We start from the raw sequence: 12,443 nt of genomic DNA, 5'->3' as shown, positions 1-12,443 counted from the left end.
GCCGGGCGCGTTATAGCGACCGGCTGATGATTTCCTTCATGATCTCGGACGTGCCGCCATAGATGCGCGCAACCCGTGCATCCACCCACGAGCGGCCGATCTTGTACTCGCTCATGAAGCCGTAGCCGCCGTGCAACTGGAGCAACTCGTCGAGCAGCTTGCCTTGCAGCTCGGAGCCGAGCAGCTTGCACATCGCGCCCACCTCGGCGGTGAGCTCAAAGCGCATCGCCTTGCCCAGGCAGTCGTCGACGAAGACGCGCAGCATGGTGGCCTGCGCCTTCACCTCCGCGAGCTTGAAGCGCGTGTTCTGGAAGTCGAACACCGGCTTGCCGAATACCAGGCGATCGCGGGTGTACTGGATGGTCTCCGCCAACAATGCTTCAATCGACGCGGCCGCGCGGATGCCGATGATGGTGCGTTCCCACGCGAGCTGGTGGGTCAGGTAGCGGAACCCTTGGTTCTCTTCGCCAAGGCGATTCTCCGCCGGTACGCGGACGTTGTCGAAAAAGAGCTCCGAGGTGTCCTGTCCCTTCAGGCCGATCTTTTCCAGCAGCTTGCCTTTGGAGAAGCCGGGCCGGTCTTCCTCGACGCAGATCAGTGTCAGGTCCTTGGATTTCGGGTCGAGCTTGGTGGCCGTGATCATCAGGCCGGCATTACCGCCATTGGTGATGAAGGTCTTCTGCCCGTTGACGATGTAGTCGCCGCCGTCGCGCGTGGCGCTGGTGCGCATCGAGCGCAAGTCGCTGCCGATGCCGGGCTCGCTCATGGCGATCACGCCGATCAGTTCGCCGCTGGCCATGCGGGGCAGCCAGCGCTGTTTCTGCTCCTCGCTGCCGTAGGCGACGATGTACGGTGCGACGATCTCGGAATGCGTGGTGAAGCCGATGGCGGTGGCGTTGACGCGGGCCAGCTCCTCGATCATGACGGCGGAGTGGCCGAAGTCGCCGCCGGCGCCGCCATATTCCTCCGGTACTGTTGCGCACAGCAGGCCGATCTCGCCGGCCTTGCGCCAGATCTCCGTGGGCACGATGCCGGCCCGCTCCCAGTCGGGCAGGTGGGGCACGATCTCGCTCTCGATGAAGCGACGCGCCTGCTGGCGGAATAGTTCGTGGTCTTCTCGGAATACGGTCCGCATGGTCAAGTCTCTGAGGATAGGCGTCGTTGAGGGTGATGCGTGGTTCAGGCCTGAACGCGCGCGTGATGAGCGGGAAAGTCCAGGCGGCAGGCCGTCAGCGCTGGCCACAGCGCCGCCGCTCCGGCACCGCACACGGCCTGGCCAAGGCGCTGCGACCAGGTGGTGGCATTGCCGAATTCGCTGCGCCAGGACCAGAGCCGCCGCGTGGACAGGTGCAGCGCATGTTCATCGGTAAAGCCGATGGCGCCATGCACTGTGTGCGCGACCGACGCCGCCATGCCCGCGGCTTCGGCGCTACAGACCTTGGCCGCGGCGATGGGCAGGGTAGCAAAGCCGCCGGCTGCATCAAGTGACTGGGCGAAGGCACATTCCGCCGCGACCGCGGCGGCGCCAGCGTGTTCGGCGAGGACTGCCATCTGCTGCTGCAGCGCCTGGAAGGCGCCAATCGGCTTGCCGAATTGGACCCGCTCGGTGGCGTAGCGTGTGGCCAGGTCCAGCACGGTCTGCGTGGCGCCGGCGATCTGCGCGCATCGCATCAGCGCGCCGCCGAGCTGGAGCACATCGGCGGGCGTTTCGGCGGGCAGCGGCGCACTGGATAACGGGAACACATCGTCGAAGTGCAGGTCGTCGCGCGGCTCCCCGGCCGTGTTCTGCCGGGTTTGGCACCGCGCACCGGTGGTGTCCAGCAATACCACCGTCGGCTCGGGTCCATCAGTCACCGCCACCAAGCGCTGCACATGCCGGCCCCAGGGGATATCGCGCAGGGTGCCGCCAACGCGGCCACGCCGCAGGCTCAGCATACCGCCAGCGGCGATGCCCAGAGGCTCGTTCAGTGCTTCCAGGCCGCTTTGCCCGAGCAAGGCGTTGGCAAGCAGCGTCTCGGGCAAGGGCAACGGCAGGTTGTGCCGGCCGGCGGCGCGGACGACGACGAACAGGTCCGCCCAACTGGCACCGGCACCGCCCCGGGCCTCGGGGGCGGCGGCGACGGCAAAGCCGGAGTCCTCCACGCTGGCCCAGAGTGACGCGGGCCAGGCGCCGGTTTCGCAGGTGCGCAGCAGCTCTGCCGTGACGGTGTCGCCAAGCAAGCGCTCAATGGTGCTCTCAAAGATCTCTTGCATGGGATTCACCGTAGCCCGAGTCCGCGGGCAATAATGCCGCGCAGGATTTCGCGCGTGCCACCGCGCAGGGAAAAGGAGGGCGCCATTTGCATCAGGTAGGCCAGCACCTGGGCGTGGTCGTTACCTCCACCCACGCTCGGCGGCAGGTCCAGCAGCAGTTGCGCGACCTCCGGGATGTCTTGCTCGAACTGCGTGCCGAGGTCCTTCACGCAGGAAGCCGCCCAGGCCGGGTTGCGGCCTGCCGCCAGTTCCGCAGTGACGGACAGCGACATTTGCCGCAGCGTGAAGAGGCGGGCGGCCAGCCGGCCGATCTCCCGCGCCTGCAGTGCATCGGGATGCTTGCCGATGGCGTCGATCAGCGTATGCAGCAGGGCAATGCTGCTGAGAAAGCGCTCCGGCCCGCTGCGCTCGAAGGCCAGTTCCGCCGTCACCTGTTCCCAGCCCTGGCCCTCGGTGCCGATCAAGGCGTCGGCGCCGAGTTGGACATCGTCAAAATAGACTTCGTTGAAATGCTCGCCGCCGGCCAGGTCCCGGATCGGACGGATCGTGATGCCTGGCGATTGAAGGTCAATGATGAACTGCGACATCCCCTCGTGGCGCGACGCGGGTTTTTCGCCGGTGCGCACCAGGGCAATCATGTACCGCGAGTAGTGGGCGTTGGTGGTCCAGAGCTTATGCCCGTTGAGTACCCAGCCATCACCCCGGCGCTGGGCGCGCGTGCGGATCGAGGCCAGATCCGACCCGGAATTGGGCTCGCTCATGCCGATGCAGAAGTAGTTCTCGCCGCGGCAGATGCCCGGCAGGTATTTGTCGCGCTGGGCTTCGGTGCCGTAGCGCAGGATCAGTGGGCCGCTTTGGCGGTCGGCGATCCAGTGCGCGGAGACTGGCGCGCCGGCGGCCAGCAACTCCTCGATCACGACATAGCGTGCGAATGGGCCCGCTTCTGCGCCGCCATAGCGCCGGGGCAGGGCCATCCCCAGCCAGCCCCGACGGCCGAGTTCGCGGCTGAATTCGGGATCGGCTCCCATCCAAGAGTCGGCGCGCTGCAGTGGCGACCGATCCTTCAAGGCTTCGGCAAGAAAGCCGCGGACTTGCTCACGCAAGGGCTCGGCGTCGGGTGGAATGCGGTAATAGCGGAATGCGTGCGTGGACATGATTCGAGGTGGGCGTGAGGCGGCTGGTGCGGTGACGACCACGAGGCGACGGTGCAGAACACACCGCGGCGGCCTAGGCCGCCGCGGCCGGGTGACCGCTGGCTTACAGCGCGGCTTGCGCGTCGGCCGCGGCGAACATGCGATTGATGTCGCCCGACGTGACCGGCTTGTTGGGGTCGCGTACCGGCGCTGCGCCGCCCATGCCCAGCGCGGGCTCCACGCTCACGTGCTTGGCCAGCGCGCGCAGCGCGCCCACGGTGCAGTTCTCGCGACCGAGGATCGAGAACGGGTCATACGAGAACTCGCGCATCGCATTCAGGTGGGTGATCTTGTTGATCACCTCGTCTGATAGGTGGCCGGCCTGTTGGTGGAACACGTCCGCCGAGCCCGGCCAGGTGCAGTCGGAGTGCGGGTAATCGCATTCCCAGGTGACCTTGTCGACGTTGATCGCGTCGAGGTTCTTCAGGCCGAACTGATCTTCGATGAAGCAGGTGATGATGTGCTCGTTGAAGATGTCGCTGGGCATCCTGCCGCCGAAGTTGGACATGGTCCACGCATGGTGATGGCGATGGGTGAAGTCGGCCCGCTCCAGCAGGTAGGGGATCCAGCCGATGCCGCCTTCCGACAACGCCATGCGCAGCTTGGGGAATTTCTTCCACATCGGCGCCCAGATCCAGTCGGCGGCCGAGTTGGCGATTGAGATCGGCATGGAGGTGATCCACGCATCGATGGGCGAATCGTCGGACGCATGCGCGGCCTTGGCGCCGGTGCCGATATGGCAGCAGACCACCACGTTGTTGTCGGCGCAGGCCTTCCACACCGGGTCCCAGTAGTCGCTGTGGATCGAGGGGTAGCCGTGCAAGGTGGGGTTATCGGACAGCGTGAGCGCGTGCACGCCTTGCTTGGCCATGCGCCCGATCTCGGCGGCCGCCGCTTGCATGTCCCACCAGGGTGCCAGCATCAGCGGCATGAAGCGGCCGGGCGCGGCGTTGCACCAGTCATGCAGGTGCCAGTCGTTGTAGGCCTGGATGGCGGCCAGCGACACGCCGCGGTCGGCGTAGCCCTGGAAGCGTTGCCCGGCGAAACCCGGGAACGTCGGGAAGCACAGGGAGCCCAGAACGCCGTTGGCATTCATGTCATCGACGCGCGCCTTGATATTCCAGGTGCCGCGGCGCATGTGCTCGTAGCCGAGCGGCTCCATGCCGTATTCCTCCTTCGGGCGGCCTACGACCGAGTTCAGGCCCATGTAGCCGGTAGCTTGTTCCTCGAACACCCACACGTCGCGGCCGCCGCGTTCGATAACTTTGGGTTCGCGGCCCTTGTATTTGGCCGGCATGTGGCGGGTGAAGGCGTTAGGCGGCTCGATCGCGTGGTCGTCTACGCTGACGAGAATGAGATCTTCCAGTTTCATCGGTGTCCCCGTGTGTATGGGCTGCCACTGTCTGGCAAGCCGTGTTGTAGCGGATTGGCATTCGGATAGTAGTTAAAAAGTTATACACAATCAATGCATGTGTGCATATTAAAGGTGGGCAGCCGCGGAGTTTGCGGGTTAACGATGAGGCGAGTGCGCGCGAGGGGGGCGCTGCCACTGCTTGAGGCGGGTTGTTGGAGATATAGGGGGAGGTGTGCCGCGCAGGGCGGCGGCATGACGCGGCCGACGGGGTGTCGGCCGCTGGGGAATGGACGCGCGGGCTGGCGCGCGCAGCGCGCTCAGGGCCGGCGCGGCCTTGGTGGGAGGATCAGCAGATCAGAACAGCACGGCTTCCAGTTTGTGGCCCAGGTCGCGCACGGCTTCGCCCAGCGCCTCTACCTTGTCTTCGCTGCGGTCGCCGCGAATCATCACCGTGGACACGGTAAAGGCGATGTTGCCGCTCGGGTCGCATACGGGCGCGGCGATGGCGAGCACGCCGGTGGCGAAGTAGCCGTCGTCGCTTGCCCAGCCGCGGCGCCGCGCGCGGTTGACTTCGCGCAGGTAGTTGTCGAACGAGATCGTGCGGACCCAGCGGAGTTGCTCGAACTCCTCGCGCAGCTGCTCCTCGGTGAGCCCGAGCCTGCCGGCGAAGAGCCGGCCGCTGGCGCCCATCAGGATCGGCAGCCGCTGCCCAGCTGGCATGTCGATGCGCAGGTTGGTCGGGCTGGATTGGGAACTGACCAGGACGATGCGGTCGGCCCCCAGGCGCCGCCACAACGTCACCGTGACGCCGAACTCCGCGGCGAGGTCCTGCATGGGCGGAGCCGCCAGCTGCAGCCGCTGGCCTTGCGTGACCAGTTGCTCGACCAGGCGTGCCAACCCAAGCCCTGCGGAATAGGTCTTGGACAAGGCATTGAAGTCCACCACATCCTCGGCCACCAGGGTGCGCAGTATGTTGAAACAGGTGCTGGAATTGATGGAGAGGTGGCGCGCGATGTCGGCGGCGCGCTCAGGCGCGCCGGTCTGGGTGAGGTAGCGCAGGATGCGGATGGCATTGGACACCGGCTTCACGGTCACGGCATTGGCCATGGCGTTGGTGGCTGCCCTGACCTTGGGCTTTGGTTTTGCCGCCGGCGCGGCTGCGCTGGCGGGGGCTGTTCGTTTGCGTGCGGGTGCGGCGTTCTGTTGGCTCATGGGTTTGCTGTCTTCCTGGTTCGCGCTATGGCTCGGCACCGTTCTCGTTCTGTATGCGGTAATTATATTCTGAATCGAGAATTCTACAGGGGAAACCGCCGCCCTCGGATTTACCCGTACCTGGCCTGCGCGGCGGCGTGCGACCCGGGTCAACCCCGAGTTAAAAGGTGACACTTTTGAAAAAACTGTGCATATAATTAGCTCTAGTGCGACACATCGCCAGAAGACAAAAGGAGGAGACATGACTTCGGAAAACAAAGCGGCCGTGGTGCTGCAGGTGCGCGCCGATCGCAGCCGTTGCTGCGGCTACGGCTTGTGCGCGCAACTCTGCCCGCAGATCTACAAGCTCGACGAGAACGGCCTGGTCTACGTAGAGGTGGACACGGTGCCCCCGGAGCTGGAGGAGGAGGCGCGTGAAGGCGCGGCCGCGTGCCCGGCCGAGGCGTTGGTGATCGAGGCGGTTTTCGCCTGACGCAATCCATGCACATAGCGCACAGGCAAGCGGGAGACAAATCGGATGGGACGTCTTGATGGCAAGGTCGCATTGATCACCGGTACCGGAGGCGGCCAGGGCAGGGCGGCCGCGCTGCGCTTCGCGCGCGAAGGCGCAAGCGTGTTCGGCTGCGATGTCAATGCGCAGGCGCAGCGCGAAACGCTCGAGCTCATGCGCGCGCAAGGCCTCCGGATGGAGGGCATCGGCGGCGTTGATCTTGGCGACCCGGACCAGGCGCAGCGCTGGGTGGAAGCCGCCGTCGGCGAGTACGGCCGGGTCGACGTCCTCTACAACAATGCCTCGGCGGCGCGCTTCGGACCGGTCGCGGACATGTCCGTGGACGACTGGCGCTTCACCATGCGCAACGAACTGGACCTGGTGTTCTTCGCCACCAAGTTCGCATGGCCGCATCTGGCGGTACGCGGCGGGGTGATCATCAATATCGCGTCGGTCTCCGCATGGGGGGCTTCCACGACCGCCGGCATTGGCGCGCATTCGGCCACCAAAGCAGGCGTGGTGGCGCTCACACGCCAGCTGGCGGTGGAAGGCGCTAAGCACCGCATCCGCGCGGTCAGCATCAGCCCGGGCCTGGTGGTGACTCCGGGCACAGTTCCGTTTCTGAACAACCCAGCCACGCGCGCCGCGCTGGTCGACGGCATCCCGCTGGCGCGCCCCGGCGAGGCGGATGAGGTGGTGGCTACCGCCCTGTTCGTCGCATCCGACGACGCTTCCTACGTCACCGGCACCGATATCGCGGTCGACGGCGGCATGCTTGCCGTCTGAGCCACGCCCACGCGGCGCCCGGTCATGCCAGGCAAGAGAGACAAGACACTTCAGGAGACAACATGGACATCATCGGCATTGGCTATCTCGGCTTCGAGTCGACCAGGCTGGACGAATGGCGAAGCTATGGCCCCGAGGTACTGGGCTTCCAGATCGGCGCCTCGCCGGAGGCGGACCCCGATTCACTGTATTTCCGCATCGACGACCGCCGGCATCGCTTTGCCTTCCATCCCGGCCAGGCCGACCGGCTGGCCTATATCGGCTGGGAAGCGCGCGGCAAGCTGGAGTTCCAGGCCGCGGTGAAGCGCCTGCGGGACGCCGGTGTGGAGGTCACCGTGGGCGACGCGGCGCTGCGCGAACTGCGCGGGGTCAAGGAGGTGATCCGCTTCCGAGATCCGGTCGGCTACCAGCACGAGTTGTTCTACGCGCAGAAATGGATGCCGCGCTCCTTTATCCCCGGCCGGCCGCACGGCGGCTTTGTTGCGGGCGCGCGGGGGCTGGGCCACCTGGTTGTGATCACGCCGGAGTTTCCCCCGGAGTTGGAGCACTTTCTCACCGAGCTGCTGGGCTTCCACTACTACGGCGCCGGCGCCGGCAAGGGCAAGACCGCGTTCTACCGTTCCCGCCTTAACGAAAGCACCAGCCACGATATCGCCTATGGCCATGGGCCGGGCAAGATGGGCATCCAGCATATTGGCCTGTTCGTCAAGAGCCTGCGCGACGTTGGCGAGACCTACGATATCGTCAAGCAGCGCAAGCTCCCGATGATGATGACGCTGGGCCAGCATACGCAGGACCCACATGTGTCCTTCTACCATTTCTCACCCGGTGGCTTTGCCATCGAGATCATCACGGAGCTGGAGCCGTGGCACCAGGATGGCTTCGAGCTGAATCCCGAGAAGCTCAGCACCTGGGGGCATGAACTGGTGGGTCCCATCCTTGGGCCCAGCGTGCGCGCGCCTGAAGAGGTGCTGGACGCCGATGGCCTGGCCGTACTGGCCGGCCTGCAGCGGGCGGCTTGAGCCATGAAGCTGGCACGCGTGCGCGACACGCAGGGCGAGGTGTTCTGGGGGCGGGTGGCCGACGACCTGCAAAGCGTGCAACGCGTAGGCGTGCCCTTTGCGCTATGGGCGCCAGCCGTGGCGCGGCATGGGCAGGCAGCGTTGGAGCTGCGCGGCGGCAGCCTGGCACTCGCGTCACTGCAGTTGTGCGCGCCGGTCCAGCCCGGCGCGCGCGTGTTCGGCGTGGGCATGAACTACCTCACGCACCTGACGCGGCTAGGCCGCACGCAGCCGCCGCCGCACACCATCGCCTATATCAAGCCGGCCTCGGCCATCGTGCCGCCCGGCGGCGAGATCCAGTATCCCGCCGTGACGCAGCAGCTCGACTACGAAGTCGAGCTGGTCGCCGTGGTGGCGCGCGCGCTGGGCGACGAGCCGCAGGCCAGCGCGTGCCTGCTTGGCTATACGGTGGGCAACGATATCAGCGCCCGCGATGCGGGCAAGCAACTTGGCTCGCTCGACTTATTCACGCAAAAGGCGCTGGATCGCACCGCGCCGATCGGCCCGTGGATCACTACGCTGGATGAGTTCGGTGGCGCCGGCCAGCCAGCCGTGACGTTGAGCCTGCGCATCAACGGCGAGCAGCGCCAGCACGACAACACCGACCAGATGATCTTCCCGCTCGACGAACTGCTGAACTATGTCGACGCGCGCATCGCATTGCGCCCGGGCGATCTGGTGTTCACCGGATCCACCTGCGGCGTGGGGCTGGAAGACGGCCGATTCCTGCAGCCCGGGGACGTCGTGGAGGCACAGATCGAGGGCATCGGCGTGCTGCGCAACACCATTGGCCCAAGACGCGTGCTGTCCGAGCACCGGGCGACGGGCCGCCTCGGCAGTCCCGGTTAAGGGAGGGGCGGCCAGCCGCTGCGGCCTGCTCAGCCGGCGGACTGCAGCGCTACGCAGGTGCGGGCGTACGGCCGCAGGCCCGACCCAATCAGCCACAGGCCGAACAATGCTGAAGGCGCAGCGGTCAACGCCAGCGAATAACGCAAGGCCGCATCGTCGTGGAAGACGTGGTCGGTAACCAGGGCCACGGCTGTCGGCCCTAGCCCGATCCCCAACAGGCCCGCGAGCAGCAGGTAGACCGCGATGGCCTGGCCCCGCATGCGATTGGGCACCACGGCCTGGATGGACGGCGGCGCAGCGGATTGCGCAAGGCCAAGCCCCAGCACGGTCAGGAACAACAGCGCGAAGGCCGGTACCGGGGCCGGCATCAACGGCCACAGCACCGATGGCACGGCAAACAGCGCCGCACCCGCCAGCGCCACGCGCAAACGCGCGGCCGGCATGCCGCGGCGCGTCCACCAGTCGCTCAGGAATCCACTGGCTAGTGTGCCCGCAGCACCCGCCGCTGCGACGATGATGCCCAGTACGGGGCCTGAGCGTGCGGGCGGCATGCCAAAGCTGCGCTCGAACAACGCAGGCGCCCACGCGAGCGCGCCGTAACCGATGACGGAGAGCAGGGCGGGATAGGTCAGCACGCGCGAGAAGGTGCTGGCGTGCTGGCGCAAGTGGTACACGAAATCAGCCACCGTGGACACCTCGGCGGCGACGTGCAGCGCATGGTCCTCGCGGCGCGCGGGCTCGCGCACCGACAGCAGTAGCAAGATCGCCAGCGGCACGGCAGGAGCGGCGGCGGCCAGGAAGGCCACGCGCCACGCCGGCATGGCGCCAAGCGGGCCAAGCGCCATCCCCTGCACCGGAATGGCGGCCAGCAGCCACCCGCCAAGCAGCAGCGAGGCGCCCGAGCCGATGGCAATGGACACGTAGTACACCGCCAGGGCACGCCCGCGCCGCGCCGGTGCCACGCAGTCGGCAATCAGGGAGTACGCGGCGGGCGCCAGCACGGCTTCGCCAATGCCCACGCCGACGCGCGCCAGCAGCAACTGGTGATAGGTCTGGCCAAAGGCAAACAGCGCGGTAGCGCCGCCCCAGAACAGCAGCCCGATGAAGATCAGGTTGCGGCGGTTGCCCCGGTCGACCAGCCGCCCCAACGGCAGCCCGGCGAGCGTGTAGAAGACCGCGAAGGCATAGCCCTGCAGCAGGCTGAAGGCGGTGTCGGAAACGCCGAACTCCCGGCGCAGCGGGCGTACCACCAGCGCGGGAAGCTGGCGGTCGAGTTGCGATAGCAGCGTGATGGCGAATAGCACGCCAATCACGTACCAGGCATAACGGGCGGACGGGTAGGGATGGCTCGACCGGGCCCGGGCAGGCGCTTGGGCGGCGGTCCGTTCCGGTTGGACGGCCGGCTGCTGTACGCCGGCATTCATACCGATTCCGCCGAGGAAACCAGCAGCAGCCGCGCCACGTTGGCGCGCTCCGGCTGGGTCAGCATGAAACGCACGGCGGCGGCCACGTCGGCGGGATCGAGCGGCGGCGTCTGATCGGCGCGCACGGCGTGGCCGCTGGCGCGCAGGCGATCGAAGATCTCGGTCTCCGTGGTGCCTGGCGCAATCGTCCCGATCCGTACGCCGGAGCCTTTCAACTCCACGCGCAAAGCCGAGGTGAACACTTCCAGCGCGTGCTTCAGGCCGCTGTAGGCGCCCACCGAAGAGGAGCTGAGGTAGGCGCCGATGCTGGACACATTGATGATGGCGCCCGAGCCCTGGCGTTTGAAAGCGCGCGCGAACAGGTAAGAAGCGCGCACCACGGCGTCGAAGTTCACCCGCGTCATCCGCGCCACGTCGTCCAGGTCGATGGTGTCCAGCGATCCTGCCACGAACATCCCGGCGTTATTGACCAACACGTCGGCGCGGCCGAACTCCGCCACGGCCAGGTCCAGCAGCGCCTGCGGCGTGCCCGGATCCTCGATGGCGGCGCACAGCCGGACGCTGGGGCCGTGCAGGCTGGCCGATAGCGCGGCCAGGCGATCCGCGCGCCGGGCCGTGATGACCAGGCTGGCACCCGCGGCGCTAAGCTCGCGCGCGATGGCCTGGCCGATGCCGGACGACGCGCCGGTGACGATGGCTACCTGCTTGCGCAGATCCATGGTGATCTCCTGTCAGCCAGGGAAGGGGCGGGTTTGCCGTGGTCAGGCCTCTTGCTCGGCGGCGGCCTCTTCACGCAGGCGCACGGCTTCGTGGAAATCGCGCTTGAGCGTGGGGTAGTAGGCGATCTGCCCGCCCATGCCGCCGGCGATCTCGATGGACGCCGCGCTGATGAAGCTGGCGTACTCGCTCGACAGGAACAGCGCCATCCCGGCCACGTCTTCCGGCTTGCCAAAGCGGCCGATCGGCACCACCTTCAATACCATCGCATCGAATTCCTCGCGGGTGCAGCCCGCTGGCATTTCCTTGAAGTGGCGATCCCATTGGCCCGTATCGATCCAGCCCATGTTCAGGGTGTTGACCAGGATGTTGTCCTTGGCCAGCGACATGCCCAGGGATTTCGACATGGCGATGCACGCCGCGCGATTGACCACCGAGGGGATGCCGTCGGGCGTTGGCACCACGCCAGCCAGCGCGTTGATCTCGATGATGCGGCCCCAGCGCTGCTTGCGCATATGCGGCACCACCGCCTGCACGAAGCGGAAATGCCCCATCTGCAAGACGTTGGCGTGCTCGAGGATTTGCTCGGGCGTCAAGGTATCCAGGTTGCCGCCGCGGCCCTGGCCGGCGTTGTTCACCAGTACATCGACCCCGCCCCACTGCGCGGCAATGTGCTCGACGAAGCGTTTCACGCCCACTGTGTCGGTGACGTCGACCACATGGGCAATGACGTCCTTCGCGCCGCGGGAGCTCAGATCGGCTCCCGCAGCCTTTACGTCGGTTTCGCTGCGCGCGCAAATGGCCACGCGCGCACCTTCTGCGGCGAAGGCGCGCGCGATGGCGCGGCCGATGCCGCGCGACGCGCCGGTGACAATGACTCGCTTGTTGCTCAGATCGATCTGCATACGCCCATGTCTCCTCACCCGGTTCATGCCGGTCTGCTTGGTTTGGAATACTGGTAAAGTACACAAAAATCGATAAACTGTACATATATTAAAACCCGCGCTTGGGACGCGCCGGATCGGGCCTTGAGCTCGTCGGCGCCGAAGCAGGGACGCGGGAATGACGCAGTCCGCTGCGCAAAAGTGATGCGTCAACTCTCTT

12 protein-coding genes are annotated in these 12,443 nt (G+C 66.5%); 4 read left to right on the top strand and 8 right to left on the bottom strand.

Going from position 1 to position 12,443, the window contains the following annotated elements; all coding sequences use genetic code 11:
* Positions 1 to 10: 10 nt before the first annotated feature.
* The 5 genes from F7R26_RS09915 to F7R26_RS09895 all read right to left on the bottom strand — a co-directional run bounded on the left by F7R26_RS09915 (position 11) and on the right by F7R26_RS09895 (position 6,012).
* The gene (locus F7R26_RS09915; RefSeq protein ID WP_150983419.1) at positions 11 to 1,135 is read right to left on the bottom strand and encodes an acyl-CoA dehydrogenase family protein; all 1,125 of its coding nucleotides are present in this window, start codon (positions 1,133 to 1,135) and stop codon (positions 11 to 13) included.
* A gap of 44 nt (positions 1,136 to 1,179) precedes the next feature.
* Positions 1,180 to 2,253, bottom strand: coding sequence for an acyl-CoA dehydrogenase (locus tag F7R26_RS09910; RefSeq protein WP_150983418.1), 1,074 nt, complete (start codon positions 2,251 to 2,253; stop codon positions 1,180 to 1,182).
* A gap of 5 nt (positions 2,254 to 2,258) precedes the next feature.
* Positions 2,259 to 3,407 (bottom strand): acyl-CoA dehydrogenase family protein, encoded by a 1,149-nt coding sequence (locus F7R26_RS09905; protein ID WP_150983417.1) that lies wholly within the window; start codon positions 3,405 to 3,407, stop codon positions 2,259 to 2,261.
* A gap of 103 nt (positions 3,408 to 3,510) precedes the next feature.
* Positions 3,511 to 4,818 (bottom strand): amidohydrolase family protein, encoded by a 1,308-nt coding sequence (locus F7R26_RS09900; protein ID WP_150983416.1) that lies wholly within the window; start codon positions 4,816 to 4,818, stop codon positions 3,511 to 3,513.
* Positions 4,819 to 5,154: 336 nt separating this feature from the next.
* Positions 5,155 to 6,012 (bottom strand): IclR family transcriptional regulator, encoded by an 858-nt coding sequence (locus F7R26_RS09895; RefSeq protein WP_206702508.1) that lies wholly within the window; start codon positions 6,010 to 6,012, stop codon positions 5,155 to 5,157.
* A gap of 241 nt (positions 6,013 to 6,253) precedes the next feature.
* Between F7R26_RS09895 and F7R26_RS09890 the strand changes: the two genes are divergently transcribed.
* The 4 genes from F7R26_RS09890 to F7R26_RS09875 all read left to right on the top strand — a co-directional run bounded on the left by F7R26_RS09890 (position 6,254) and on the right by F7R26_RS09875 (position 9,198).
* Complete coding sequence (locus F7R26_RS09890; protein WP_150983415.1) at positions 6,254 to 6,484, top strand: ferredoxin; 231 nt, start codon at positions 6,254 to 6,256, stop codon at positions 6,482 to 6,484.
* Positions 6,485 to 6,529: 45 nt separating this feature from the next.
* A complete protein-coding gene (locus tag F7R26_RS09885) occupies positions 6,530 to 7,288 on the top strand; it encodes an SDR family NAD(P)-dependent oxidoreductase (protein WP_150983414.1) in 759 nt (252 codons plus the stop codon).
* Positions 7,289 to 7,350: 62 nt separating this feature from the next.
* Positions 7,351 to 8,310: a VOC family protein gene (locus tag F7R26_RS09880; RefSeq protein WP_150983413.1), complete on the top strand. Its 960-nt coding sequence runs from the start codon at positions 7,351 to 7,353 to the stop codon at positions 8,308 to 8,310.
* Positions 8,311 to 8,313: 3 nt separating this feature from the next.
* Complete coding sequence (locus F7R26_RS09875) at positions 8,314 to 9,198, top strand: fumarylacetoacetate hydrolase family protein (RefSeq protein WP_150983412.1); 885 nt, start codon at positions 8,314 to 8,316, stop codon at positions 9,196 to 9,198.
* Between the two features lie 29 nt (positions 9,199 to 9,227).
* On the opposite strand, the gene F7R26_RS09870 is transcribed toward F7R26_RS09875, so the two are convergent.
* Genes F7R26_RS09870 through F7R26_RS09860 form a run of 3 tightly spaced genes read right to left on the bottom strand, consistent with a single transcriptional unit; the run spans position 9,228 to position 12,244 of the window.
* Positions 9,228 to 10,622, bottom strand: a complete 1,395-nt coding sequence (locus F7R26_RS09870; RefSeq protein WP_150983411.1) for an MFS transporter — start codon at positions 10,620 to 10,622, stop codon at positions 9,228 to 9,230.
* The gene (locus tag F7R26_RS09865; RefSeq protein WP_150983410.1) at positions 10,619 to 11,341 is read right to left on the bottom strand and encodes an SDR family oxidoreductase; all 723 of its coding nucleotides are present in this window, start codon (positions 11,339 to 11,341) and stop codon (positions 10,619 to 10,621) included. Before F7R26_RS09865 ends, F7R26_RS09870 begins: the two co-directional genes overlap by 4 nt.
* A 42-nt stretch (positions 11,342 to 11,383) precedes the next feature.
* Entirely contained in the window at positions 11,384 to 12,244 is an 861-nt protein-coding gene (locus F7R26_RS09860) for an SDR family oxidoreductase (protein ID WP_150983409.1), read from the bottom strand.
* Positions 12,245 to 12,443 lie beyond the last annotated feature (199 nt).

It is taken from the genome of Cupriavidus basilensis (genome assembly GCF_008801925.2).
Classification (GTDB): Bacteria; Pseudomonadota; Gammaproteobacteria; order Burkholderiales; family Burkholderiaceae; genus Cupriavidus; species Cupriavidus basilensis.
This window is presented reverse-complemented; position numbering and strand designations above follow the sequence as displayed.

Bases quoted from the DNA above. Each gene is read 5' to 3' on its own strand.
- F7R26_RS09915 (WP_150983419.1), bottom strand. From the start codon at position 1,135: ATGCGGACCGTATTCCGAGAAGACCACGAACTATTCCGCCAGCAGGCG.
- F7R26_RS09910 (WP_150983418.1), bottom strand. From the start codon at position 2,253: ATGCAAGAGATCTTTGAGAGCACCATTGAGCGCTTGCTTGGCGACACC.
- F7R26_RS09905 (WP_150983417.1), bottom strand. From the start codon at position 3,407: ATGTCCACGCACGCATTCCGCTATTACCGCATTCCACCCGACGCCGAG.
- F7R26_RS09900 (WP_150983416.1), bottom strand. From the start codon at position 4,818: ATGAAACTGGAAGATCTCATTCTCGTCAGCGTAGACGACCACGCGATC.
- F7R26_RS09895 (WP_206702508.1), bottom strand. From the start codon at position 6,012: ATGAGCCAACAGAACGCCGCACCCGCACGCAAACGAACAGCCCCCGCC.
- F7R26_RS09890 (WP_150983415.1), top strand. From the start codon at position 6,254: ATGACTTCGGAAAACAAAGCGGCCGTGGTGCTGCAGGTGCGCGCCGAT.
- F7R26_RS09885 (WP_150983414.1), top strand. From the start codon at position 6,530: ATGGGACGTCTTGATGGCAAGGTCGCATTGATCACCGGTACCGGAGGC.
- F7R26_RS09880 (WP_150983413.1), top strand. From the start codon at position 7,351: ATGGACATCATCGGCATTGGCTATCTCGGCTTCGAGTCGACCAGGCTG.
- F7R26_RS09875 (WP_150983412.1), top strand. From the start codon at position 8,314: ATGAAGCTGGCACGCGTGCGCGACACGCAGGGCGAGGTGTTCTGGGGG.
- F7R26_RS09870 (WP_150983411.1), bottom strand. From the start codon at position 10,622: ATGAATGCCGGCGTACAGCAGCCGGCCGTCCAACCGGAACGGACCGCC.
- F7R26_RS09865 (WP_150983410.1), bottom strand. From the start codon at position 11,341: ATGGATCTGCGCAAGCAGGTAGCCATCGTCACCGGCGCGTCGTCCGGC.
- F7R26_RS09860 (WP_150983409.1), bottom strand. From the start codon at position 12,244: ATGCAGATCGATCTGAGCAACAAGCGAGTCATTGTCACCGGCGCGTCG.